The organism is Sediminibacillus sp. JSM 1682029, from assembly GCF_041366435.1.
GTDB lineage: Bacteria > Bacillota > Bacilli > Bacillales > Amphibacillaceae > Sediminibacillus > Sediminibacillus terrae.
In genome coordinates this window covers 49,453-75,000 of the sequence record NZ_JBEWYY010000004.1, presented here as the reverse complement: position 1 = coordinate 75,000, position 25,548 = coordinate 49,453, and the positions used below count along the sequence as shown (strand labels likewise).

Here is a 25,548-nt window from a genome sequence, read left to right as displayed (position 1 = left end):
ATAGTCAACTACTTTTTTCTTTCCTCTTCTTTGACCATGGGGGTCCTTTATTATTTGGAAATTGGACTATCGCATAAAAAGGATAAAGAAGTACTCCTGGTTTCCATGCGGGCTTCGCTTTCTATCCGTAATGACAATAACGAAAAACACACCCAAAGAGAAGGTATCTCCATCTAACGGAGGCAAGGTATGCAGACTCCAGCGGGAAGAGCGCAGACTGAAGATCCACATGACAAAGCGGTATCCTTTGCCAAGTTAGCTGAAGCAGTGCCCGCGGAAAGCGAAGTACCTTGCCGGAGTGGAAAGTTGCATTTTTCATAGGATTGAACGTTTGCTTTTACAACACAGAGGGTGGAATTAAGACCCGAGAGGATAGGCGCTGGAGCTGGCCGTGGCTGTTTCTGCCAATATTTTTCCACAGACAGTTAAATTTGTCATTTTCTATACAAAAATAAAGCGCCATCCCTTATTAAAGGATAACGCCCGATTATGAAAATCGTTTGTTTGTATAAATAACCGCACTCTCAACGACCCTTACTCTTTTCCCATTCCATCAAAAATTCTTCCTCAGAAGTCTGTTCATCTACTGTTTCTTCTTTTATTACAAAGCCATTTTTTAAATAGAAATCAACGGCTTTTTTATTTTTCTTGTACACCTTCAATTGTATATTTTCCCTTTTCGTTTTTATAAAATCCAATAATCCCTTTCCATATCCCTCACCCTGATGCTTGACATCGATAAATAACGCAGCTAAATAATTATCCATCATGGATACGAAACCGACAACAGCTTTCTCGTTACTTACAACATAGGTTTCAGACATCGGGATATACTTTTCTGCCATCTCCCTTTGCTGTGAGGTCCAATAATTCTTATCAATAAAATCGTGTGCTATTAAAGAACCTTTATACCATATCTCTACTAATCTATCGACCTCTGTATTCTCGTTTGGTCTAATATTCACCTTGCCACCCCCAGAAATGTTTCACTGCTTTTTATCCAATTGAACAGCCCAATTTTGATGTTATCTAACAATCAATACTGATCCCCCGATACGCCCTCTCTGTTTTGTAGATCATCCAAGTGACAGGGACTGCGTTTATGGGCAAAAGAGATAGTTAAATCATCCGTCTTTAAACCCCTTATCCAATATTCCTCAACTCTGGCCAGCCTGCGCCTTCTTTTCTTTTATAGAGAAAACATGTTTCCAACTGATCATAGCGGCAATAATTACTAGTACCAGATAACCAAGCACTCCGTAAGGCAACAGGGTGGCCAGGTAATGAATCCCTCCAAACAGGCCGACGATGATCATTAAAATGATATTTTTGGCGGTGTCCATATCGGAAGCAAATTCAAAGGACCGGGAAAAAGGATATGTCTGATTGTTTAATAGTTTATAAGATAACAAGGCATGCAGTACGCCTGTCACTAAAATCACAAGCAAATCCGGTACAATCCGGAACGAAAACATGGACAAAAAGAAAACACTAAGGACGAGCATGAGCGGTAAATAAAGTTTGGTCAAAAAAGCTTTTAAAGCCGCCCGGTAGAAAATGGATTCATCACGCATCGGTGTTGCCCTGAAGATCCATGCCCCCTTATAATTGCTGGAAAACTTGAGCATGTGAACGACAGCGGGAATCATGATGTTTCCAAAATAAATGGTCAGGAAATACTTGCTTCCCGGCAACCCGCCGAACCCATTCCTGCTTATTTCGTTGAACAAAAAAATAAACGGAAACACAAAAGCAAATCCAAGCGAAGGATAAACTTTCAACTTAAACTCTCGCTCCTGCTTCATCATCAGCGCTGAAAAACGATAGAATGTCCGCTCTTCCTTGCTCTTACAAACGATTTTAGCAAAGAAGCGATCGACTCGGTGCGCCCTTCGCTTGTTGTCCCCACTATATTGCAGCAGCTTTTGCAAATTTTGTTCAAATGACGGGACGAGTCTGCTGTAGATAATAATGGCCACAATCGGCACCACGACGGACAGGATGGAATAGGCAACAATGTAGCCCGCAGGATTGCCGTTCAATATCCATTCGAATGGCGCACTATACCAAATCGGCGGAAGCAGTAGATGCCACCATTGAAAGGTAAACTCGATGTTCAAACCGGAAAAATCGAATACCCGCACCAACACCTGGTAACCCGCTACGATACCGACCGAAAGCAGGATCTGCACATAATTGATGACATCTTTCAGGCGTTCCCCATCGAAAAATCGCAAAATAAATATGTAAATGAGTGCCGTCAACACAACAATCAGCATGCCAGTCAACAAAATTTCAATTAAAAATATAACAGTAAACAGAACTCCGTTGACAAACAAACCGACAAGCAGCGGGACTACGGCAAAGGCACCGGTCACCTGGGTCATATAGATGCAGACGTGAACCACCTTGGCCATACTTACTGTCCGCTGGTTGACAGGTTTTGTATTGAGAATGTTTTTGTCTCTTACATCAAGCAGGACTGCAGAGAAATCGGCGATCATCGTTGTCATGAGAATAAACATCATCATGGAGAAAACGAGACTCATCTGAAACAGATAGTAATCACCAAATACAATGAACGGTATGAGGATCAATCCATAAAAAGCGTAAAGGCCGAGCGATTTGATGAATTGATTGCCTTCCTTGGTTTTCGACTGTTCAAAGATTGTCGGAACACGCCGCTGGTCCATCGTCAGTTTCACCTGCAAAATCCGCCGCATTACCGGATAATCAACACCCAGCATGGCAAACAAACGCCGGAAATAATCCAGCATCCGCAAGGAAAAGAAATTTTTCATCAGCTTCCACCTTCCCGGACGATCGACACAAACGATTCAGCAATTTCACGGTGTTCGTTAAAGCCTGTCAGTTGGTTGAAGATTTCTTCCAATGTCCCTTCCTCATTTTTTGCCTGCAATTCAGCAAAGGTCCCATCGGCAACGATTTTGCCGTCTGCCAACAGAACGATCCGGCTGCTGATTTTTTCCACGACTTCCATGATATGAGACGAATAAAAGATCGTTTTCCCTTCTGCAGCAAGCTGGGCAAGGATTTCTTTGATAATCATGACGCTGTTTGCATCCAACCCGCTAAGCGGTTCGTCGAGGAACAGCAAATCAGGGTCATGCAGTAAACTGGAGATGATCAGTACTTTTTGTCTCATCCCCTTGGAAAAAGACGAGATTTTCGTGTGGAATACACCGCGCATCTCAAATTTGTCTAGCAGAAGCAAGGCTTTTCGTTCCGCTTCGTCGGCATCCATCCCATACATTTCGCCCGTGAATGTAAGGTATTCGCAGGCAGTCAAGTTGTCATAAATCTCGGCGTTCTCCGGGACATAACCGATCTTCCGCTTATAGGAAGGATCTCCATTTGCGATGTCCTGTCCGAAAACTTCCACCGTTCCGTTATAGCCGTCCAAAAGTCCGAGCATGATTTTCACTGTGGTGCTTTTCCCCGCACCATTCGGTCCTATGTATCCGATGATTTGGCCAGGATACACGTCCAAATCGATCCATTTGAGTACCGGATCCCCACCGTAACTCATCGATAAATTATTCAGGGAAAGGATTTTTTCATCCTGATTTACCACCTTTTCATCACCTTCTTCATTAGTATGTACTCTTACCTTAACATAATTTTCCTTTCTGTGAGGTAGTGATTTTCAAGAGAAAAAGTGTAAGTATCTTGCCATGACTGCACTTAATAAAAACCAAACCATAGAAGGACAGAAAGCAGGAAAGAGCCAACATTAAAAGAATAGTAAGGGCTTTTGGCCTTGGTGTTAGATGCGGGCTTCGTATCGCTGCGGCAAGATTTTCATGTTCTGAATTCCAGTGATCAAGACAGCATGAATATAATATTCTCTTCTATTGGCTGGGAGGCTATTTACAAAGTAATATAAACAGCGGTGACAGACTTTTTTTGACGAATAAGAAAAAACAGAAGGGGGAGTTCCTTTCTTATTCAGCAATTGAAGTAAGCAAAAGCCGACAGTACAAATAAAGTAGCACTCCCGGTTTCCATATGGCTTGCACTACTACTAAGAGAAAGTTAGAATAATTTACTTTTTCCTGAGTTAATTCGGAGGTTATTGAAAATATAAAAACCGAACGAATCGTTCGGTTTTTGTTGTGGTCGCTTTGCTTCTGCTCCAGTCCCGCCTGTTTGTAATATTGCCGTCTCTTGCTCTGGAAAGGAGGTAAAAATCTTTATAAATTATATCCCAGCTAACAGCTTCTCCTATCAAACATGTTTCACAAAGCTCGCTTTTGTTTCTTCCAGCACTTCTTCACCTGGGCGATCCCAAATGGCCTGGTTGATGATTTCCACTTCGATCGGTCCATGGTAGCCGGCCGCTTCGACTGCATGGCGGATCCGGTTGATTTCAATCACTCCTTCGCCCATCATCCTCCTACCTTTGAACATGTCAGGCATGGGCACGGCCCAGTCAGAAACGTGAAAACCGAAAATACGACCAGACGCGCGATCTATCTGTTGATAAAGTTCGGGATCCCACCAGACGTGAAAGACATCGACAATCACACCTACCTCGTCAGGCCGGAACTGCTCGGCGATTGTATTCGCCTGATTCAGAGTCGAAATGACCGATCGATCTGCCGCGTACATGGGATGCAATGGTTCAATACCCAGCTTTATCCCATAGGATCGGGCAAACGGAACCAGCTTAACGATCCCTTCTTCCACATGCCTTCTGGCCGTAGCAATATCGCGGTCAGGTCCCGGTCCGCACACGAGCACAAGTGTATCCGTCCCGAGCTCGGCAGCTTGCTCCACAGCCCGACGGTTATCATCGAGACGCCGCTCTCTTTCCGTTGCAGTCGATGCAGGAAACATGCCGCCACGGCAGAGACTCGACACATGCAAGCCAGCATTGCGAATCAAGTTCCTGCTTGCCTGCAAGCCTGTTTCTTCCACTTTGTGCCGCCACAAAGCAATATGTCCGATTTCCGCTTCTGCACAGCCACGGGCGACTTCTTCCAAGCTCCATTTTCCCGTTGTAATTTGGTTCAAACTCAGCCTGTTTAACCATGCAGCTTGTGTCATCCTCTTCCCCCCTGGGCGATTCCTGCCTGTTCCAGCATAAGCTTCATCCTAAATGCGGCAAGCTCCGGGCTTTCCAATAATCCCGCCTGATCGGCCAAGATAAATAAATCGGCCAGATGCGTAATCGACCGGGCACTTTCTTTTCCGCCAAGCAGTCGGAAATGCGTTTGATGCCCATTCAAATACGCCATGAAAACCACACCGGTTTTATAAGAAAACGTCGGTTTTTGAAAAATATGCCGGGCAAGCGGTACCGTTTTTTCAAATATCGCATCATAAGTAACTTCATCCCCTTCATCCAGGGCGTGTAAAGCTGCTGCTGCTGCAGGAGCGATCGCATCAAAGATGCCGAGCAATGCATGGCTGTATCCTTGCCCGTCCCCCTTTATCAAATCCGGGTAATGGAAATCATCGCCGGTGTACATCCGCACACTGTCCGGAAGGAGCCGGCGCATTTTGATTTCCCGCTCAGCATCCAGCAAGGAAACTTTTATCCCATCCACTTTGCTTTCATTATCCTGGATAATCGCCAAGCAGACATCCATCGCTTCGTCAATGGATTCATGTCCCCAGTATCCTTGTAGTGCCGGATCGAACATATCGCCAAGCCAGTGCAAAATCACCGGCTCGGAAACATTTTCAAGGAGACGGTTGTAAACGTGCCTATAATCATCCGGTCCTGCGGCACAAGCAGCTAGAGCCCTGCTGGCCATCAGAATGATCTGGCTTCCTTCCCCTTCGATAAATGCACATTGTTCCAGATAGGCGTTTTCCACCTCGTCCAATGTTACAGACAGGCGTGGTGCGAGTTGATCGGTCCCTGCTCCACTGGCGATTCTGCCGCCGACCGCTTTCGCTTCTTTCGCCGATCGACGGATCAATTGTTTGGCATTATCCCAATTCAATCCCATGCCGCGTTGGGCGGTATCCATTGCTTCTGCTACGGCCAATCCGAGTGACCATAAGTGATGTCGGTATGCAAGCGTCGCATTCCAATCGACACTGGCATCGAAAACTGGTTCAGCATCTGCCAACGGATCGGCAACAACATGGGCAGCGGAAAAAGCCGTCCGACTGGAAAAGCTGTTTCCCGACGGAACGGAAAACGGGGAATAACCCTTCATTTGGTAGGTGTAGAGCTTTCGGTCTTTAGCAGGTAAAATCAATTCAATGCTCATTTCTTCCCCTCCTATACAGTCAGTTCCGGGACATCCATCCAGCATCTTTCTTTCCATGACTTCAATGCTAAATCGGATAACTGGGTTCCTTTTGCCCCCTCAAGCAGGTCCCATGGGAAAGGTTCATCGACAGCAACATGTTTCAGGAATAATTCCCATTGCACTTTGAAGCCATTGTCGAACGCTTGGTTATCGGGCACCTTTTCCCATTGGGAGAGAAAATCATGTTGGTTGGGGATATCCGGATTCCAAACCGGCTTTGGAGTGTTGACGCGATGCTGCGTTTTGCAATCCCGAAGTCCTGCCACTGCACTGCCTTCCGTCCCGTCGACCTGGATGGTCAGTAAGTCGTCCCGATTCACCCGGACTGCCCAAGAAGAATTAGCCTGTACAATCATGCCATTTTCCAGCTCGAACGTGCCATAAGCTGCATCGTCAGCCGTACATCTGTATTTCTCTCCACGTTCGTCCAGCCGTTCCGGGATATGGGTTGCGCCAACACAAGTAACCGAACGGATACCGCCGAACAGGTTGTCGATCACATAGCGCCAGTGGGCAAACATATCGACAATGATCCCGCCACCAGCTTCTTCCCGGTAATTCCAGGACGGCCGCTGCCCCTCCTGCCAGTCTCCTTCAAACACCCAGTAACCAAATTCGATACGGGCAGACAACATCTTCCCGAAAAAATCAGCACTGATCAACCTTTGGAGCTTCAACAAACCGGGCAGAAACAATTTATCCTGTACGACACCATTTTTCACCCCCGCCTGTTTGGCGAGTCTGGCCAATTCGAGCGATTCCTCCAAATTCGTTGCAGTCGGTTTTTCACAATAAATATGTTTGCCGGCATTTATTGCCATGCGGATACTATCTGCCCTCTTCACCGTTGTCTGGGAATCAAAATATATTTCATTCTGTTCATCGGCAAGCGTCTCTTCGAGATTTGTGCTCCAACGCTTGATGTTATGCTGTTCAGCCAATTTTTCCAGCTTTTCCTGGTTTCTTCCTACTAAAATGGGATCAGGCATCAAGGTGTCGCCATTGCTTAAAACTACGCCGCCTTGATTTCTGATGGCGGCAATAGAGCGAATCAGGTGCTGGTTTGTTCCCATCCGACCCGTTACTCCGTTCATAATGATCCCGATTTTTCGCTGCATGTATGTAACCCCTTTCCTCGTTATGAATCTATCATAAGGGCATGAAAAAAATCCGTCTTACTAATCTAAGAACGGATTTCTAAAAATCGGAAACAGAATTCGAACGGCTGCTTTATTTTTGAAGTAACTCCTGGTTATAGGCGGTACGGTATTTCTTCGGGGATATTTCCACAGCATTTTTAAAGGTTCGATAGAAGGTGGATAGCGACTCAAAACCAGCTTCAAAGCAAATCGATGCAATATCTTTGTTTGTGCTTGCCAACAGTTTTTTTGCGAGATCGATCCGTACCTCGGTCAAATATTGCATCGGAGTGACCTGATAGCGTTCTTTGAAAATATTGTTCAGATGGCGGGTACTTATTCCCAATTTATTCGACAGGTCCGCCGAACTCAGAATTTCGAAATAATGGGTATCGATATATTGCTGTAAGCGCTCTGCGCGTAACACGTTGGCATCGAAAACGTCTGTATCCTTCTGTGACCTGGCAAATTTCAACAGCAGTTCAGAGAGAAAAATCCGCATTGCCACGTAATTGAGCTTTCTGCCTTGGGACTGCTCATACAGCATTTTACGAAGCAGTTGCCTGACGTTGCTTCCTTCAAATGGATTCAGTTCGACAAACTGCGTTTCAGCAAACGATCGCTCAAGCAATTCCTTTTTTACGGAGTTCTCCAATATCGTTTGCTCAAACGCAAGAACAAGTACCGTCAGCTTGGAATCGGAAATGATGGAATGATTGGAATAAGGGGAAATGACAGCCACATTATCCTGTATAAAGGAATAACTCCTTCCGTTCAGCACAATCCGGCCGTCTCCTTCCAGAGCATATAAAATTTCGTAAACCTGGTGATAATGCTCGCTGACTGAGTCCCCTGTCAGATGATTGCTTTCATAAAGCCGAATCCCTTCCTCGGATAAATGCAGATCCACATGGTTTATTTTCACCAGCTCCCCGTTCTATTATTTCGATTCTATTAGTTATATATTAGCATAGGAAAGGTTTCATGACTCCGACAGCCGGTCATGTTTTACGCATGAAATTTCCGCTGTCTTTGATAAGTCCATTTCCATTCGTATTGTTGACCTTGTAGCGGACAGGTTGTTTCGGGTTGAGCGGGATTTTGTGGTGTTGCTCAAGCTTTTCTGTATTGATTTCTCCCCGGACTTTCCCTGAGTCAGCCTGAACTACGGTGTCCTCCTTTCCTAGGAGATCACCCATCGTTAGAAGGTCTTCAGGGAGATAACCAGAGCTTTTTTCTGCTTGTAACTTTTCAACCTGCACTTTTTTTGGCATTTCATGTGGAAAAGAGGTTATACCATCATCTTCAAATGCGCATATTCCATTGTTTTCCGTTTTAATATCGGATTTTGGTTGACCTGCCGCTCTTTCTGATTTTTCATCTTTTCCCTCTGGTATTTGAGATGGATTTTGATAAGCTGGTTGTTCCATGACGTTTGTTTGATTTTGCTCGTTCAGATTAACAGGTTCCTTCCTTTCTTTTTCCTCAGGAAAATCAGGCAACAGGGAATAACCCATGATTTGCTGGGCATTTATATAGGTCCTCCGTTTATACCTATCCTCTCCGAACAAACAATGGGCAGAAGAATGTTTTATATTTTTCAAAAACATGGAATTGCCATGTGTGAAAATGATCTGAAACACCTGTGAAGGATGCGGATTTTCCCCGTTTAATTTGGAGAGCAGTTTTTTCATCGGCCGTCCCTCCTTATAACCTTACCTTCCATTCTCCGGATCTTTAGAAGAAACCGATTGTATCACTTCTTCAAACATTCTCCGATTCTCACTGGTATGCTCATTCAGTTTGCTCAAGATATCTTCTAAATCAATATCTGTTTTATATTGCTCTGCCATAAAATGATAGAAAAACAATGCCAGTGCATATGCGATGCCAGTGTTGTCTACATACACGATGCCATTTCCGCTTTGTTTCACACTGGAATTTCCATTTTCATTCGTCATTTCCGTCGAGTAATGTTTCGCGATATCAGCCAAGTGATTTTTCATGTAGGATTCCACTTCTTCCTGGATGATCGAGCGCAGTTTTACATCGTTCCCCATTTTTCTTCCTCCATTCTAGTAGTAGTAAGTAAGGGAAAAGAGGACCCTTTGGGGCTCCTCTCCTCCCTCTAGTTGTTACATTCCAAGGCTGCTGGTCTTTAAGCAAAGTCTCCGAACAGAAGTACGAATATAAGAAAAACTAATTCGGCCTCCGATTCGCTTCTGCTATTCCCGCTATTTTTCACATAGGAATTTCCGTTAAAAACTTTGAACTTTGCTTCCTGCTCCTGATCGTTTTCCTGATCGTTTTCCTGGTCTAATCTCTGCTTGTTTTCATTTTCCAATCGTTGATCTTGCAATACTGCCGCAAGTGCCTTTGCTTTAGATGCAGCCTCTGGACTCAAAATATCCAGCAATGCATCGGTGTTATTTCCATTGCTCATTTTCATTCCTCCTTTTTTTGTGATCACTAACAAGATATTGAAAAGCTCCTTGGAGAGAATGTACACTTTCATTAATCTATGACTAAATGTGCCAGGAAACTAGAAAAAGACAATAAACACACTAAAAAAAGCCTGGTTTTAACCCAAGCTCCTTTTCCCGCAAATACTTCTATTAAGTTAACTTTTATCATTTTGAAACGTGAAAATTCCCCATCAACGCCGTGGCGTCCTCTCGAGATTCAAGGAATAGATAATTCAGGATTGCACAAATTTACACGGGATTAAATGTTTCAACCGCCATTTACCTTTCTCATTTGCTCTTTTATGTACTGATGGTAATTTTCTTCTTCTACATTTAAATTGGTAGATTTCTTCTTAAGAATAATCACGAAGACATCTGACACATATAAAAAGAAGTACTCGTCATCTTCTGAAATTTTTTCAAAAGTATTCCAATCAAAATAATCATGGAAGTTATCAGTATTTCGTTCCACTCCTAAGTCCGTGATGTTCACGCTGTTAGAGCCTAACATTGGATGCTGCTTGGCTCCTCTGTATACTCGTCTGATACTTAACAATGTCAGTTTGTCGTAAACATGGTTGAAAATCAAAAAATAACTGAGCGTCAGGACAATCGCCAGCAGGAGTTCATTGACAAGGGGAGCCCTCCCTAACGATAACAGCATGAAAACAAAGATACAGATAGACGTTATAACTCTTGCATATTTTTCTCCTGTTATGCAGCTTTGTATGGGTTAGAGAGTTCTTTTGCAAAGCCATTACATCTTCAAGTGTTAACCGATACCTCACCTCTACCATAACCTTTTCCTTTCTGGTGGTTTTCTCCTCTTATACTTTTATCAGATGTCTTATTCAAACGTTTCCAAGTTTTCTATTTTCCATCTCGTTTTTTCAAAGTCCGGTTCATTCCACAAGTGAGCGTAAAACATGAAATCATCTTCAATGGAAACCACTTCGAATGTTACCTGGAGATAAGCATTTTCTTCCGGTTCCAATTCCAAATTCGAAGTGTTCATGTTGGGAAGCAATTCCCCTTCATAAGATACGCCTGTTTTTTCATTCCGCAATTCAAAACCGATCGTTCCAGCGTTCAACGTCTTATCCTCCGTCACATTTCTCACCCGTACAACTGCTTGCACAACATAAGGCTTAGCGGTCTGAGAATCTCTAAACGCATTCATTTCCGAATAAGCGGTATTCAATGTGATACCATACTCCCCACTTTTTTGCCCTTCTCCGTAAAGAAGGATTCCGCTCTCTATCCTTTTTGCACGCTCTTCCGGACTTTCCTCTGTTTGATTTTCCTTTTTCTTCGCTTCCGCCTGGTTCTGTCCTTTCTCCGATTCATCGCTTTGACAAGCCGATAGAGAAAGCACAAGAAGAATGACTACTATTATGAAGATAGAATCTCCTTTTTTCATACAACCCCTCTTCCTGTTCTATTACAATATTCCATAATATGTTATTATGTTGGTGAATTTTTTTCTTGCTTCTACATTCTTCCACTTTCCACAACATCCCTTCTCCTGGACTGAAATAAATCTATTAAAAGGCTGCCCCAAAAGTTTCAAATACTTATGGGACAGCCTCTTTCACACCATACACTTAATCTCCATCAAATGGTAGGAAGGTTAATTTATAGTATTGTTCTGGTACAGTTGTTCCACTTCCCCCCCGCTCAATACCTCCTTATATATTTTCACTTCGTCGATGCTGCCTTTCATTTGTAAAGAGCTAGGATTCCATGGAGCGCCTCCAATGATCAGGTCATTTTCATTGTTAGCAACTGGACTGTTTCCAGCTGTCGATTCCGCCGTTTTTTCTCCATTTATATAGGCGGTTAACTGCTCGTTTTTTTCCCAGGTCAGTACAAGATGGGTCCATTCCTGCGATGGAATCGAGCCTTCTTTCAGAGATAGTCTTCCTGTCTCCGTCCACAACTCCGGATAAATTCCTTCTTCGACGCCGACCACGTAACCGTCGCCGATCGAGGTTTTCCCGATAATTTTCTGGTCCATGCCAGCATCATCAAGCTTTACCCACAAACTGATCGACAACCGGTCACCTCCATTCAGCAATGCAGAATGAGGAATTTCTGCCCAACCGCCATCCAAGCGTAAAGCTTGGCCGGATTTCCCTTCTGTAACAGAGGCATTTCCCCCGACAGACGCTTCATGGCCATAGGCTGATCCATCCGCGATACTGTCGATATTGTCCTCCTCGAATCCCAATTCCAGAACAGGCTTTCCAGCATAAAGAACATGAAGGTCTGCAGACAAGCCGTTGATTTCAACTTTGTGGATACCCGCTGGTACACCCGAAATCGTAAAGGTGACCGTTTCGGTTTCCTCTGGCGCCAGATTTACCGTTTTTGATTCGAGCAGTTCGCCATCAAAGGAAAGGCCGATTTGTTTTTCTCCTTCCATCAACCCGATATTTTTCACCTTGACGGATACCTCTGCATCTTCTCCCGGTTCGACAGCATTCGCTTTCAAGTTGTCAAACTCGAAAATCGGTGTCTGTTCGACCTCCCCGCGATATTTCCATTTCCCCTTGCCAGGCGCGGGTTCATGATCTACAAAGTTTGAGACCGTTTCTTTAAGGACGGTAGCGTCCGCTTTCAGTTGTTGTTTTGCTTCCTTTGTAATATCGGACGATTTTTTATTCAACTTTTTAATAAAATCATCCAGCTTCTTGAGCGACTGCTTTATGTGGTATTTATCAAACTGGCTGCGGGACTGATCGAGCTTTTTCTGTAGTTGTTTTTCCAGCTTTTTCGCAATATCTCCTGATGCGGCAAAGTCGCTTACTTCCTTGGCGGCATCAGCGAATTTTGCTCCTGTATCCCCATAACCGAGCAGCTCCAGTTCTCCAATCGCCGTCTCATCTGCTCCTGCATTATCTTTGATGATAAGGCGGTAAAATTGATAGTTCCCTGGATTTTCGATCGAGAACGGACGAGTATAGTTGCGCCATTGAAAACGTTCATCTTCCCTTCGATCCAGCACGGTCCAATTTTTTCCGTCATTCGAACCGATCAGCGTCCACTTCTCCGGATCCTGTGGCTGATTGGAACCGGAGGTAACCGTGTACATGAGCGCATGTTTTGCACCGTCGGCAAAATTGTATTGTACCCAAGGTTCTTCGTTCTCAAGTGTCAGCTCTGTGGTCGAAGTATTGTCGAACAGCTTATCAGCCGTTCCCTGGTCCGAATGATACGTGGTTCCTTCATCGTCATCCGTTAAATCGTGAAGGGAATCAACCGATAACTCGGAACCATCGGTTTTTGGATCCGTAATCGAATCCGGAAGTGCCTCTTCCCCTGTTCCCCAATCCGATGGAGAATCTCCCATTTCAAAGTCGAGAACAGCCCCATCGGCTATTGTCTCATGATCGATGGTGAGTTTTTCATACGGTTTTCCATTTACTTTCAGGCTTTGCACATACTTGTTGTTGTCACTCACATCAGGGGCGTTGATGACAATGTCCTTTCCGTTCTCCAGATGAATGGTCATCTTTTCGAAATAGGGAGCACCAACCGCATATTCCGGCGACCCCATTTGCAATGGATAGAAACCGGCAGCACTGAATAAGTACCAGGCAGACATTTCCCCATTATCCTCATCGCCTGGGTAGCCCTGACCAATTTCACTTCCTAAATACAGACGTGATAATACTTCACGGACTTTTTCCTGTGTTTTATCCGGCTGGCCGGCATAGTTGTACATATATGGAATGTGATGTGCCGGTTGATTGCTGTGACCGTACATCCCCATACGTACATCCCTGGCCTCCCGCATTTCATGAATCAATCCGCCGTAGTGTCCCGGATGCTCGGCAGTTTCCGGGGTGGCGAAAAATTCGTCCAATTTCTCAGCAAGTCCGTCTCTTCCTCCATAAAGGTTCGCCAATCCCTGTCCGTCTTGAGGCACATGGAAGGCCATATTCCAGGCATTCGTTTCTGTGTAGTCACCGCCCCACTCAGCCGGATTGAACGATTCCGCATCGGTCCGCCAGTCACCTGATGGGTTGCGGCCCATAAAGAAACCGGCCTCTTGATTGAACATTTCTTCATAATTGCCGGCCCGCTCTTTATAGTAGGCGGCATCTGTTTCATAGCTTTCCTTCCCAGTTTCCTCTGCCAGTTTATCGGCAATGTTGGCAATGGCATAGTCGTTGATATACCCATCCATCGCCCAGGACATGCCCTCGCCGGTAGTCGTATTGGTATAGCGGTCAAAAATTGACGAAGCCAGCCCTTTACGGCCGACACTGTCGTCATCGCTTCGGACGGCTGCATTTTTAATCGCCGATTCATAGAAGGCATCGACATCAAAATTGGTTACCCCTTTTAGATAGGCATCAGCAAAAGCTACGTCAGAGCTGGTTCCGACCATCAAGTTCGCATAACCTGGAGACGACCACCTGGAAATCCAGCCGCCATCTTTATACTGCTGAACGAAGCCGTCGATCATTTCTCCAGCCTGGGTCGGCGTCAATAAGGAGTATGCCGGCCAAGAAGTCCGGTATGTGTCCCAAAAGCCATTGTTGACATATACCTTGCCATTGACGATGTTCGCCCCTGTTTCTGTTGCCGTATTGTCTCCTGCCGGGTCGGAAAAAGAACTGGCATATTGATATCTCGGTTCTTCTGTAGTGCCTGTATTTTCATATCCGACATTTGGATACAGGAACAGACGATACATGTTGGAGTACAACGTAGTCAACTCATCTTTGCTGGCACCTTCCACTTCGATGATATCGAGCTTGTCTTCCCATGCCTGCTTGGCAGACCGTTGTAAGCTGTCAAAGGTATCATCCGGCTGAATGTCCTGTTCCAGGTTCTTTTTGGCCTGGTCTACGCTCAGTAAAGAGGTCGCAACTTTCATGGTCACCGTTTTGCCAGCGGATGTATCGAACGTGTAGTACCCTGCTACATTATCTCGACCTTCGCCTGTCAACTTCCCGCTGTCGATGACATCCTGATCAAATTCCGCATAGACGAACATACGGGTTGCACCTGTCGAAAGACCACTCTTCACATCGGTATAACCGCTGAGTGTTTGTTCCTCCGGATTCAGTGTCAGCCCTCCATTATTATTGACGTTGTCAAAAATCAGCTTGCTGCTGTCTCCGGTAAAGGTAAAACGAAGCATGGCTGCCCGGTTTGTCGGCGTCATTTCGGTGTGAATACCATTTTCAAATTGTACGCTGTAATAATGCGGCTTGGCAATTTCATTTTCATGCCTGAAAGCAAGCGCCCGCTCTTCACGCTCTGCACTTGGCTCTTCGGCAGCGGACGGCATTACTTGGAACGTCTGGCGGTCACCCATCCATGGACTTGTCTCATGACTGAGTGAAAAAGCCTCCAACTCGGGCAGATTATCATCGTTATTTGCCTGTTGATACGTGTACAGCCAGCTGGTCGATCCGGCATCAGTGACCGGTGCCCAAAAGTTAAAACCGTGTGGTACAGCGACTGCAGGGAAATTGTTGCCCCGTGAAAAGGTGGAATTGGAATTCGTTCCTCGCAAAATATTTACATAATCAACCGGACTGTCATAGACAGGCTCTTCCGGGTTACGCTCAATATGGATATCATCAATGCTTCCTTTAAACACGCCCGGGCCCTCCGGATTGTCGTAAGCTACAAGGATACGGTCGATCGTTTTTCCTTCCGCCACTTCACCAATATCAGATGATTTGAAGTTCCACTGATTGGCATAAAGTGTTTTGGATTCTCCCTGAGCTTGCGGAGTCAACTCTACGCCATGCTGGTCTTTCGCTCCGAGTTCGCTTAAATACGTCCCATCAGTAAAAGCTAGATCCACGGAGACATAGGTACTGGAATAATCCAAGTGTTCTTCGTCCGCGAACTGCGGATGCAAATAATAGGAGAGCTTGGTTTCAGCTGTTACTGCTATATCTACATCAAACACTTTGTTATAAGAATATCCCCTGTCTTCTGCTGTGTGGGTCCCTTGATAAGTCAACGCACTTTGCCCTGACCATCCGACATTTGTTTTTCCAGTGTAACTGCTATTCGGTCCATCCCCTACCAAGGTCTTCATGCCGCCTGTCGTTTCTACAGGCGGGGCATCTTCACCGTTGGAAAGGGCGATCTCCGCTAACTGTGTCAGTCCTTCACCGGCATTTGAGGTGATTTCAAACCGATAATATTGATAGGCTTGATCATTGCTGAACTCATAAATTTTCCGCTGATAACGTTCATCGAATTCCTGATCGGACTGTTGATCGAGCTCCGTCCAATCCTGTTTATCATTGGAACCATAAAGCGTCCAATTTTTCGGGTCTCTTCCAGGTGCATCGTTGGCCGACGTGAACGCATATTTTATCACTTGCTCTGGTTCGGAAAAATCGAGTTCTATCCAAGCGTTCGGCTCAAATGCCAGCCATTTCGACTGACTTGTCTGATCTATGAGCTTATCTGCGACTTCATTAGGAGGATTCTCAGCGCTGGCCGTTATCGTTTCAACGCGTTGGGTGATATCTCCCTGAATCCCTTCATAGAGAATCTGTCCCTGAACACCAGAGGTTTTTTCCTTTCCATCTGCCGTTTCAACGGTATTCTCCCAATCCGGCAATCGATCTTCCGCTTCGAAAGATGTTGAAAAATCGATTTCATCCCCTGCTTCTGCATAGGTCCGATGGACTCCCAATACCGACAAAGTTTGCAGGATCAATAGTAAAATAAGTAAAACGGAAGTATTTCTCGATATAACATTTCTTTTCACAAACTTCCCTCCCCATGGTTTAAAAGTGTCTTGTTGGCACAGACTGTCATTCCGGGTTACCCACCTCCTCTTTTAAAGCGCTTACATATAACGTGTCCATTATAAAAGACTCGACAAAACTTCCTCAACTTTTGTTATACGAATTTTCAGAAAACAGTAAAAAGGTAGCACGTCAAGGAGATAAATGTATGGGGGGCAGGACTTATCGCCTACTGCTCAGAGGGATTTAAATGGAAGAAAAATAACCAAAAGCGGCCGGCACAAAAACACAACCACCAAAGCAAGAATCGAACGGATTTGAAATATAAATCAAATTCGTTTGGTTTCCAAATTTTCTGTGCCTTGGATTGACTTCTTTATCCTGTTGTTCGATGTTTGCTTCGCATCGCTACGGCAAGATACTACACGTTCCACGGACACGGCTTCCACTTCCTCCGAAAGCACCAACCGCTTTCCTGCGGAATTTTCAGCTCGTGCTGTTCCCGTAGGAGTCTCGGTATCTTGCCTCCGCTACGTTTTCGTGGCCGATTTCTACTTTACCAAGACAAGATGAACAGAACGGTATTCTTATATTGGCTGATAGGTATCTAAACAGAGAAGAAGACAAAAAACAAGCACGGAGATTCCTTTATTCTTTGGAAATGGGACAATAGCATAATAAGGATAAAGAAGTACTCCTGGTCTCCATGCGGCTTCGCTTTCTATCCGCAATGGCATGAGGCAAAACGGAAAACACACCAAAAGAAGGTATCTCCATCCAACGGAGGCAAGGTATGTAGACTCCGGCGGGATGAGCGCGAGCTGAAGATCCACTTGATAAAGCGGTTTTCTTTAGCAAGTTAGCTGAAGCCGTGCCCGCGGAAAGCGAAGTACCTTGCCGGAGCGGAGCGTCGCTCTTTTAAAAGGGGAGGTTAGAACGGTGTACTTTTTCCAACTCAAAAATCGAGCGAATTGGAATCGCTCGATTGTTGGGGTGACCACGATATATTTGTCCCAGCCGCTTCTGGGCCAGAATCAATTATCTAAAAATCCTGGTTGCTCATAGCTCGGATTAGGATAGGTATAGAACCCTTCCCCGGTGGCAGTTCCCAATTTTCCTTTATCGATATACTCCGTTTTCAGCAACTCCGCCAATTTTTTGAACTGCGGATCGCCTGTTTTGTCCGCTTTCGCTTTGACAATGTTATAGGAAGTCGTGATTCCGACAACATCCAAAATGGCAAACGGCCCTTTGGGAGCTCCAGTTGCGATCATCCACGTTTTATCGATGGTTTCGACATCGGCCACTTCATTGGACAGTAGCAATTCCGCCGCATCCAATAACGGTACCAATAACGAATTCAAAATATATCCCGGCTCCTCTTTCTGTAAAGGCAACGCAACCATTCCGATGGCTTTCGCAAACTCTATCACTTCTTCAAAATACTTATTATCTGTTCCGGCATGCTTCATGATTTCTGCCGTATTGTTTTTCCAGATTTCATTGGCAAAGTGCAGAGCCAGAAACTTCTCCGGACGGCCCGTCGCTTCCGCAAACTGGCTTGGCAGCAAGGTAGAAGAGTTGGTAGCAAAAACCGTGTACTCCGGCGCCACTTCTCCCAACTGATTATAAAATTTCGTTTTAATATCGACCACTTCCGGTATCGCTTCAATCACGAGATCCGCATTCGCTGCCGCTTCTGCTAAATCAGAACTGAACGAAATACGATCGTAGGCAGCATCCAAGTCTGCTTCAGCCGTTCCCAAATCCTCCTGATAACCGCTTTTCAGTTTGCTGATTCTCTCTTTCGCTTTATCCAGTGCTTCCTCATTGATGTCATATACAAATACATGAAATCCATGGTATGCAGTCTGGTAGGCAATTTGACTTCCCAATACGCCGCTTCCCGCTACTGTGATGTTTTGGTAATTCATGAGTATTCCTTCTTTCTGTGTCATTAGGCCTAGATACCTGTCCTTTTATTATAAACCTTTACAAAAAAAGGATGAATGGAAATGCTTATCAGGAGACTGCTTTCAACCAGAATAGTGCTATGACACCTGTCAATATCAACATACCGGTGCTATGTTATAATGCAGTGGAATGATTCTGTAATCGGAAAGAAGTGATAGAAGTGAAAATACTCGTCGTAGGGGCAAGTGGGACGATTGGAACAGCAGTCGTTAAAGTACTGGAAGAAAACCATGAAATAATCCGTGCTGGTCGAAATGGCGCTGATGCTCAGGTAGATCTTCAGGAACCAGATAGTATCAAGGACATGTATGAAAAAGTCGGAAAAGTCGATGCAGTCATCAACGCCTCAGGAGGGGCAAGCTTTGCTCCCGTTACGGAACTAACACCAGAGCTAAATGAGGTTGCAATCAGCAGTAAACTGAAAGGACAAGTGAATTTGGTGCTTTTGGGAATCGATTATGTGAACGACGGTGGCAGCTTTACCCTGACAACAGGTGTCATGATGGATGACCCTATTCCCAAAGGTGTATCTGCAGCCATGGCAAACGGAGGCGTAAAAGCATTCGTCAAAGCAGCAGCGATAGAAATGCCAAGAGGGATTCGTATCAATAATGTCAGTCCAAATGTTTTACAAGAATCCCTGGACAAATACAGCGACTTTTTCCCCGGATTCGAAGCGGTTCCTTCTTCGCGGGTGAGCCTTGCCTATAAAAAAAGCATCGAAGGAAAACAAACTGGACAAACGTATGAAGTGTATTGACAGAAACCATGGAAAACCAGGACGATACATCGCTCGTTATGCGAACAATTGACTGCACAGATAAAGAATAATAAAGAAGATCCTGAGTGGCTGCAGCCACCCAGGATGTAACTCCAAGCCGCAAAGCGGTTGACCAAATAGGTAGAAAAAAGTAACTAGCTCACCATTGGCCGGGGCGGTTACTTTTTTCTGTTTACTAAAGCATCATAAGTTGTTATTCAATCATCCCCCCCTTCTGCAGGAGATGCTGCTCGGGTGATGACAGCATGCCATTCAAATGGACCGGGGACGTGTTTAAAAATAAAAAACCCTATAAAGCAACGGCATTAATGTGACCAACAAAACAATGACCATGACAATGTAAAGCAAGTTGGAAACCAATAATACCACCCATTTTCTGTGTCTGAGTTGGTAACTGTAACTAACCACCCAAATAATTAAGTAGAAAATCAGAAGTCCTATATCAATCGGGTTAAAGGTTGTCGTTCCATCCGGTGCACTAATATCCACGAACATGGCGATCCCGAGAAAACCGATAGCGCCTAATATTAATAGGTTGATAACATGCACGGCAAAAAGATACACGTTTTTCATATAACCACCACCCTGGTAATTTTTCGTAACAAACAATCTTTGTGTACAACATGAAATGGTAGTAAACAAAGCTCACTTCCAAGGAATGGCCGAACGGAATAAAAATCTCATTATTGCAGAAAGTACCTCTGATTCACTTCCAAAGGAGGTATATTTTTATGAAAAGAAGCATCGTTGTTTTTTCTTTTTTAATGGGGGTGTCTATCCTCTTATCTTCCTTGTCTGTTGATATTATTTCTGCACAAGACGAGGAGGCCTTCAAGGAACAGATAGAAAACTTCGGCAAAAAAAAGACGAATAAATTGCCCGTTAATTATACATTAAGCGAGGCCAAAAGAAATGGAGACATCACACCTGGCAATATGACCGAGAAGCAGAAAAAAAGAATATTTGAATTTAAAGAAAATGTGAAGAGTAAAAATCCCGACTTTATCCGCTTTTCTTCTTTTGGTAAAGGAGGAATTGCACCGATCATTAAAGAATTTCAATTTAACGGAGAGATCATATATTACCGGTATGATAGCACCAGATCCGTCCATTCTGCCCAAAAAGTTGTGGAAGATTATTGTAAAAAAATAGAGCACTTAGACAAACCTTTCAAATCAACTTTCCTGACCAGTTGCTTTTATCATGAATCTATAGAGTTTTAACCATACCTTTCATTCGAAAACTCATTAATGGAACGCGTTTTTTAGTAAAAAAGGGCAATCGAGAATAACCCCGATAAACACAATACTCAATCCAACTGCAAAAGGAACCCTTTTCTCATTTATTTTTGTGTGTTCAAAGCCAGCAAAAATAAGCGCCATCATCCCGAAAAAAAGGATGCTACGAGTACCATAGGAGTATTCATGAAAAAGAATTCGGGGAGCATTTGAAAGAGACTAGACATTATTCCTAAACTGCCGATGAATAAAGGAATCCTTAATTCACCTAACATATACACCAATCAACTTTCTGAGTCACTTTTTACAACTCTCCCCATTGCTTTCCTAGTGTATTTACTCTTTTAGTATAACATAATTTTCCAGACTACATGTAAAAAACAGGAACACGAAGATCGCATTCCTGTTTATGCTCAACCTATATGATGATTATACGACTGCCAAGTTCCTATCCGGTTCTCCGCTGTCTGTACTGATTTTGACCGACTGTCCGCTTTGCAGTGTAACGTCCTGATCAAAATGGCGGAAAGTCAGCGCTTCTCCGGATTTCAGCCAATAAGAAATGCCGTCCTTTTCCATGGTGATCGCGAGCTGCCTGTTTTGGAATTGCAAATGGAAGGACACGGAGTCCCACTTTTCCGGAATGACCGGTGAAAAGGACAATCCGGTTTCTTTCAACCGCAATCCGGCAAAACCATATATGATCGCCATCCATGTACCGCCCATGTTGGCCATATGCAGTCCATCCTTCGTATTGCCATGCATATTATCCAGATCTAGACGCGCCGTTTTCATGAAATAATCATACGCCTTTTGCTGATATCCAAGCTTGGATGCCATGATGCTGAAAATGCAATAAGACAACGATGAGTCATGGGTGGTCACCTGTTCATAGTAATCGTATGACTTTCGAATGGTCTCCAGGCTTTGTTCATCCTCCAGGAGAAAATGACCGAGAACCGTATCCGCCTGCTTGCATACTTGATAACGATACAGGGTCAATGGATGATAGTTCAGCAATAAAGGAAACTTCTCCTTCGGCGTACTCGGCAGATCCCAGCGTCGTTTTTGCAAAAAGGTATCGTCCTGTGCATTGATGCCCAGCTTTTCATCGTAAGGCAAATACATGTTTTCTCCTGCCAATGACCACTCGTTTACTTCTTGTTCATCGAGGGACAAAGCATCCTTTAATTCACCGAGCAGGACACTGTCCACCTCTTCCAACAACTTATACACCTTGACTGCCCAAGTTAAATTGTGCTTGGCCATGACATTGGTATAGTAATTGTTATTGACGATGCACGTATATTCGTCCGGACCGGTAACATTGTCGATGCGGAACTGTCCTTCATACATATGGCCGGTCTCCATCCACAGCCGCGCTGTTTCAAACAAGACTTCCGCCATATAATCCTTCAAAAAATCGACATCCGTCGTCGCCAAAAAGTATTGAATGTAACTGTAAGCAATGTCTGCGCTGATATGATACTGGGCCGTGCCTGCCGGGAAAAACGCGGATGACTCGCTCCCGGTGATTGTCCTCCAAGGGAATAAAGCTCCCTTGTCGTGCCCCATTTCTTTAGCGCGCTTCCTGGCACTGTCCAAAGTAGAGTGGCGCTGGATGAGCAGGTTTTTGGCCAAATCGGGATTGGTCATCAAAAAGACTGGGAACATATAGATTTCCGTATCCCAGAAGTAGTGCCCTTCATATCCTTCACCGGAAAGTCCTTTTGCCGCAATGTTGCTGACCGGATCCTTCCCGACCGATTGCAGCAGCTGGAACAAATTGAAACGGATTCCTTCCTGCAGTTGTTCATCCCCTGCAATCGTTACGTCAGAATTGCTCCAAAAGTTATCCAGATAGGCCTTTTGCTCGACGACGAAATCTTCAAAAACGGCCCCTTTTATTTTCGCAAGGAGGTCGATTCCTGTCTCTACCAAATTCTCCTTGTGCCGTAGTGTATCGGTATATAGGTTGAACTTGGTGAACCGGATAGGGCTGCTGCCGTCACAACTATACGTTTCTTCAACGGCATTTTCGCCTATTTCTTTATCATACTGGTAACCTGTCGCTGCTTCTACCACCGTCCTCGATACACATGCGACCTCCAGCTTCGTCACCATTGTTTGACTACGGACAATGCTGTAGTCGCCTTTTTGGCCAGCTTCTTTGACAAGTGTGCGTTTTGCATGGCCAGAAGCAACCCGCGGATCATCTTTATCGGTATAATTGGAGACATCGCCATTTACCGAAGAAATAATCTTGACCTCTTTGATTTCGCTGACTGGTTCTACTTTGATATCCATCAAAAATAATTCTTTCAGGGCAAAAGAAATCAATCGCCGGAAATGGAGTTTCACTTCTTTTCCCTCTGGAGAAACCCAATGAATGATCCGCTCGGAAAAACCTTCATCAAAATGGAGATGCTGCGCGTATCCGAGTATCTTCCCGGTAAACAAAGAAAACCGCTCGCCGTCTATTTCGATTTTCACATCTTGGGCATCGATGATATTGACCAGCTTTTGCTGAGAATCTGGAAAAGCATGCAATTTTTCTCCATAGCTGATTTCCGTTTCATCATGGAATGCATTTATATAAGTGCCGCGAATGGAACGAATGTCTTCTGTATAGCCTTCCTCGAAGTTTCCTCTCACTCCGAGATAACCATTTCCAAGGGCAAACAGACTTTCATTCAACAACAAATTATTTTCCTCCAACGAATTTCTGGAAATTTTCCAAGTCATCGTATCAAACTCCCCTGCATACAGATTGCCATAGCCGGATTGACAGTTAGGTTTATGCAATAAATGCTCTCTATTATTAATTTATGGAGGGGAAACGAGATTGTCCCCTCGTATATAACAATTATCACGGCTTTTTCTAAAACGATTGAAAAATACGAAAAGCGTTAATTAAGAGTTACAATTTACACGGAAGGATTATTATACTCCACTGTTCCGGTGGCTGACAATACCATTTCCGAAATTTAATGGACATATTTTTCCGACCTGAAAGTTTTTGCCCAAACCCTTTGGTGCCAGCATATGATAACGCAATCAAAGATAACATGTGAGGAGAAGATGGGAAGGCATTCATCTACCTACCAGCGGTTGAAAATAAACGACCAATCCCAAGGTTTTCCTATTCCTGGCAGGCTGAGCCATTGGCAATACGGTGATATTCTGTTACAATGCTGTCTTGTGGCTCCCTGTTTTCAAACAGGACGAGCGGGTAGGGAGAGGGCTAATTTAATAGGATAGACCGCCATGAAACATAATTGGTTTAAGCGACTCTTTGAGCTTGAGCAGAATGAGACAACGGTAAAACGGGAAGTAATGGCAGGATTGATCGGCTTTTTTGCGATTGTCTATATCATTGCCGTCAATTCCCTCATCTTATCGGAAGCGGGAATACCGCTTGAAGCAGCCATTCTGGCAACGATCGCCGCTTCTGTCGCCGGCTGTTTCATCATGGGTTTTTATGCAAACGTGCCGATTTTGCTTGTGCCTGGTATGGGGATCAACGCTTTGTTTTCCTATACCATCGTTCAATCAATGGGCGTCACCTGGCAAGAAGCCTTGGCCGTCGTGTTTATTTCCGGTTTGTTGTTCATGTTCATTGCATTCACCAGGTTTGCGAAAACGTTGAGTGAAGCGATTCCCCAGTCGTTGAAGGAGGCAATCACAGTCGGACTCGGACTGTTTTTGATGCTGATCGGACTGGAAAAAGGCGGATTGGTCGAAAAAGGAACGAATTCAATTATCATGCTCGGCGAACTGGGTGACCCCCAGGTGCTTGCCACGATCCTGACCTTTTTGATCGCTATCATCCTGTTCATCCGAAACGTTCCGGGGAACTTCCTTATTACGGTAGTTGCCGGCACATTGATTGCATGGATGTTCGGCCTGATCCACGTGGAAGCAGCTGGAGAAACAGCTTTCTCATTCGGGGGATACATGGAAGTTTTCGGAGCAATGTCCTTTGAGAACATCTTATCGTTGACCTTTTGGATTGCCGTGTTTTTGATTACCATGGTGCTTGTGTTCGAAAATATCGGACTCACCCATGGGCATGTGAACTTCATCAACCGTCCGGAAAAGTTTGCCCGTGCTTTTCAGGCGAATTCCGTTTCCGCAGCATTGTCCGGATTGTTCGGCACCAGTCCCACGGTCGCAACCGTGGAAACAGCTGCAGGCATGGCAGCAGGCGGAAGAACCGGCTTGACCACCGTAACAACCGGGACGCTGTTTTTACTGTCGGCGTTTTTCATTCCGGTCATCAAGCTCATTCCCGACAGCGCAATCGCCCCGATTTTGATGATTATCGGAGGATTGATGCTGGAAAATATCCGTCACTTGAACGTGGAAGACTTAAGCGAAAGCTTCCCGGCCTTTTTCATCATCGCCATGATTCCATTCACCTACAGTATTGCGGATGGAATCGCTGTAGGCTTCATCCTTTATCCGATTTTGAAAATCGCCATCGGAAAAGCGAAGGAGGTCTCCCTGGCTCTATATGTCATCGCCGGCCTGTTTTTGTTTAACTTTGTCTTTCATGTGATGAGTTGATGCGAGGCTTTATAAAGATGAAATCCCTCTTCAGGTGGAATGGTGTTTGCCTCCGTCTACCAGAAGGGGGTTTTATTGGATTTTGCGGACATGCCTATTTCAATCGTCCCCTTGTACAAGAGCAAGCTAATTCTATAGAAGTTCCCGTTTTTGTTTACTCACTTCCTTCTTCGAAATATAATTATGAACAATAATAAAAAGAAAGGTATGAAACTTATTAGCCTCCAGCCGTTTTCCGCTCCAAAAAAGTACCAGGCAATTGGTATGGAGAAGAAGAAGCTAATCAACAATGAAACCAGCGATTTCTTTAAAATGCCAAAAAGGAACGTAACAATGGTAACCACTAAAGACGCTTGCC

At 44.6% G+C, this 25,548-nt stretch carries 19 protein-coding genes; 3 read left to right on the top strand and 16 right to left on the bottom strand.

The genetic code is table 11. The annotated features are described in order from the left end of the window. Positions 1-524: 524 nt before the first annotated feature. The 14 genes from ABVF09_RS08530 to ABVF09_RS08465 all read right to left on the bottom strand — a co-directional run bounded on the left by ABVF09_RS08530 (position 525) and on the right by ABVF09_RS08465 (position 18,562). Positions 525-965: an N-acetyltransferase gene (locus tag ABVF09_RS08530; protein WP_371068994.1), complete on the bottom strand. Its 441-nt coding sequence runs from the start codon at positions 963-965 to the stop codon at positions 525-527. A gap of 192 nt (positions 966-1,157) precedes the next feature. Then, complete coding sequence (locus ABVF09_RS08525) at positions 1,158-2,801, bottom strand: hypothetical protein (protein WP_371068993.1); 1,644 nt, start codon at positions 2,799-2,801, stop codon at positions 1,158-1,160. Next, entirely contained in the window at positions 2,801-3,550 is a 750-nt protein-coding gene (locus ABVF09_RS08520; RefSeq protein WP_051382228.1) for an ABC transporter ATP-binding protein, read from the bottom strand. The genes ABVF09_RS08525 and ABVF09_RS08520 overlap by 1 nt, the downstream gene beginning before the upstream one ends. A 698-nt stretch (positions 3,551-4,248) precedes the next feature. Continuing rightward, on the bottom strand, positions 4,249-5,070 hold the full coding sequence (locus tag ABVF09_RS08515; RefSeq protein ID WP_371068992.1) for a sugar phosphate isomerase/epimerase family protein: 822 nt from the start codon (positions 5,068-5,070) through the stop codon (positions 4,249-4,251). Next, entirely contained in the window at positions 5,067-6,248 is a 1,182-nt protein-coding gene (locus tag ABVF09_RS08510) for a dihydrodipicolinate synthase family protein (RefSeq protein ID WP_371068991.1), read from the bottom strand. Before ABVF09_RS08510 ends, ABVF09_RS08515 begins: the two co-directional genes overlap by 4 nt. A gap of 11 nt (positions 6,249-6,259) precedes the next feature. After that, on the bottom strand, positions 6,260-7,408 hold the full coding sequence (locus ABVF09_RS08505; protein WP_371068990.1) for a Gfo/Idh/MocA family protein: 1,149 nt from the start codon (positions 7,406-7,408) through the stop codon (positions 6,260-6,262). Between the two features lie 112 nt (positions 7,409-7,520). Next, the gene (locus tag ABVF09_RS08500; RefSeq protein WP_371068989.1) at positions 7,521-8,354 is read right to left on the bottom strand and encodes a helix-turn-helix domain-containing protein; all 834 of its coding nucleotides are present in this window, start codon (positions 8,352-8,354) and stop codon (positions 7,521-7,523) included. 76 nt (positions 8,355-8,430) lie between these two features. After that, entirely contained in the window at positions 8,431-9,123 is a 693-nt protein-coding gene (locus ABVF09_RS08495) for a hypothetical protein (RefSeq protein ID WP_371068988.1), read from the bottom strand. A 21-nt stretch (positions 9,124-9,144) separates the two neighbouring features. Beyond that, positions 9,145-9,489 (bottom strand): hypothetical protein, encoded by a 345-nt coding sequence (locus ABVF09_RS08490; RefSeq protein ID WP_026572028.1) that lies wholly within the window; start codon positions 9,487-9,489, stop codon positions 9,145-9,147. 98 nt (positions 9,490-9,587) lie between these two features. After that, positions 9,588-9,872: a hypothetical protein gene (locus ABVF09_RS08485; RefSeq protein ID WP_371068987.1), complete on the bottom strand. Its 285-nt coding sequence runs from the start codon at positions 9,870-9,872 to the stop codon at positions 9,588-9,590. A gap of 290 nt (positions 9,873-10,162) precedes the next feature. Then, positions 10,163-10,558, bottom strand: coding sequence for a YcxB family protein (locus ABVF09_RS08480; RefSeq protein ID WP_371068986.1), 396 nt, complete (start codon positions 10,556-10,558; stop codon positions 10,163-10,165). Positions 10,559-10,741: 183 nt separating this feature from the next. After that, a complete protein-coding gene (locus tag ABVF09_RS08475) occupies positions 10,742-11,314 on the bottom strand; it encodes a hypothetical protein (protein WP_371068985.1) in 573 nt (190 codons plus the stop codon). A gap of 210 nt (positions 11,315-11,524) precedes the next feature. Continuing rightward, positions 11,525-16,648: a GH92 family glycosyl hydrolase gene (locus tag ABVF09_RS08470; protein ID WP_371068984.1), complete on the bottom strand. Its 5,124-nt coding sequence runs from the start codon at positions 16,646-16,648 to the stop codon at positions 11,525-11,527. Positions 16,649-17,662: 1,014 nt separating this feature from the next. Further along, positions 17,663-18,562: a 3-hydroxyacyl-CoA dehydrogenase gene (locus tag ABVF09_RS08465; protein WP_371068983.1), complete on the bottom strand. Its 900-nt coding sequence runs from the start codon at positions 18,560-18,562 to the stop codon at positions 17,663-17,665. A 200-nt stretch (positions 18,563-18,762) separates the two neighbouring features. On the opposite strand from ABVF09_RS08465, the gene ABVF09_RS08460 reads away from it, so the two are divergent. Next, positions 18,763-19,362, top strand: a complete 600-nt coding sequence (locus tag ABVF09_RS08460) for a short chain dehydrogenase (protein ID WP_371068982.1) — start codon at positions 18,763-18,765, stop codon at positions 19,360-19,362. A 294-nt stretch (positions 19,363-19,656) separates the two neighbouring features. Here ABVF09_RS08460 and ABVF09_RS08455 read toward each other — a convergent pair whose 3' ends face one another. Next, positions 19,657-19,956: a hypothetical protein gene (locus ABVF09_RS08455; protein WP_371068981.1), complete on the bottom strand. Its 300-nt coding sequence runs from the start codon at positions 19,954-19,956 to the stop codon at positions 19,657-19,659. Between the two features lie 158 nt (positions 19,957-20,114). Between ABVF09_RS08455 and ABVF09_RS08450 the strand changes: the two genes are divergently transcribed. Next, entirely contained in the window at positions 20,115-20,606 is a 492-nt protein-coding gene (locus ABVF09_RS08450; RefSeq protein WP_371068980.1) for a hypothetical protein, read from the top strand. Positions 20,607-21,050: 444 nt separating this feature from the next. Here ABVF09_RS08450 and ABVF09_RS08445 read toward each other — a convergent pair whose 3' ends face one another. Continuing rightward, positions 21,051-23,366 carry a glycoside hydrolase family 65 protein gene (locus tag ABVF09_RS08445; RefSeq protein WP_371068979.1) on the bottom strand — a complete coding sequence of 772 codons (2,316 nt, stop codon included), beginning with the start codon at positions 23,364-23,366 and terminating at the stop codon, positions 21,051-21,053. 522 nt (positions 23,367-23,888) lie between these two features. On the opposite strand from ABVF09_RS08445, the gene ABVF09_RS08440 reads away from it, so the two are divergent. Further along, complete coding sequence (locus tag ABVF09_RS08440; protein WP_153462881.1) at positions 23,889-25,190, top strand: NCS2 family permease; 1,302 nt, start codon at positions 23,889-23,891, stop codon at positions 25,188-25,190. The last annotated feature ends 358 nt before the right edge of the window (positions 25,191-25,548 follow it).

What these genes read in the sequence shown, in the direction of transcription:
- ABVF09_RS08525 (WP_371068993.1), bottom strand. Translation starts at nt 2,801, where the DNA reads ATGAAAAATTTCTTTTCCTTGCGGATGCTGGATTATTTCCGGCGTTTG.
- ABVF09_RS08520 (WP_051382228.1), bottom strand. Translation starts at nt 3,550, where the DNA reads ATGAGTTACGGTGGGGATCCGGTACTCAAATGGATCGATTTGGACGTG.
- ABVF09_RS08515 (WP_371068992.1), bottom strand. Translation starts at nt 5,070, where the DNA reads ATGACACAAGCTGCATGGTTAAACAGGCTGAGTTTGAACCAAATTACA.
- ABVF09_RS08510 (WP_371068991.1), bottom strand. Translation starts at nt 6,248, where the DNA reads ATGAGCATTGAATTGATTTTACCTGCTAAAGACCGAAAGCTCTACACC.
- ABVF09_RS08505 (WP_371068990.1), bottom strand. Translation starts at nt 7,408, where the DNA reads ATGCAGCGAAAAATCGGGATCATTATGAACGGAGTAACGGGTCGGATG.
- ABVF09_RS08495 (WP_371068988.1), bottom strand. Translation starts at nt 9,123, where the DNA reads ATGAAAAAACTGCTCTCCAAATTAAACGGGGAAAATCCGCATCCTTCA.
- ABVF09_RS08490 (WP_026572028.1), bottom strand. Translation starts at nt 9,489, where the DNA reads ATGGGGAACGATGTAAAACTGCGCTCGATCATCCAGGAAGAAGTGGAA.
- ABVF09_RS08485 (WP_371068987.1), bottom strand. Translation starts at nt 9,872, where the DNA reads ATGAGCAATGGAAATAACACCGATGCATTGCTGGATATTTTGAGTCCA.
- ABVF09_RS08480 (WP_371068986.1), bottom strand. Translation starts at nt 10,558, where the DNA reads ATGCTGTTATCGTTAGGGAGGGCTCCCCTTGTCAATGAACTCCTGCTG.
- ABVF09_RS08475 (WP_371068985.1), bottom strand. Translation starts at nt 11,314, where the DNA reads ATGAAAAAAGGAGATTCTATCTTCATAATAGTAGTCATTCTTCTTGTG.
- ABVF09_RS08465 (WP_371068983.1), bottom strand. Translation starts at nt 18,562, where the DNA reads ATGAATTACCAAAACATCACAGTAGCGGGAAGCGGCGTATTGGGAAGT.
- ABVF09_RS08455 (WP_371068981.1), bottom strand. Translation starts at nt 19,956, where the DNA reads ATGAAAAACGTGTATCTTTTTGCCGTGCATGTTATCAACCTATTAATA.
- ABVF09_RS08450 (WP_371068980.1), top strand. Translation starts at nt 20,115, where the DNA reads ATGAAAAGAAGCATCGTTGTTTTTTCTTTTTTAATGGGGGTGTCTATC.
- ABVF09_RS08445 (WP_371068979.1), bottom strand. Translation starts at nt 23,366, where the DNA reads ATGACTTGGAAAATTTCCAGAAATTCGTTGGAGGAAAATAATTTGTTG.
- ABVF09_RS08440 (WP_153462881.1), top strand. Translation starts at nt 23,889, where the DNA reads ATGAAACATAATTGGTTTAAGCGACTCTTTGAGCTTGAGCAGAATGAG.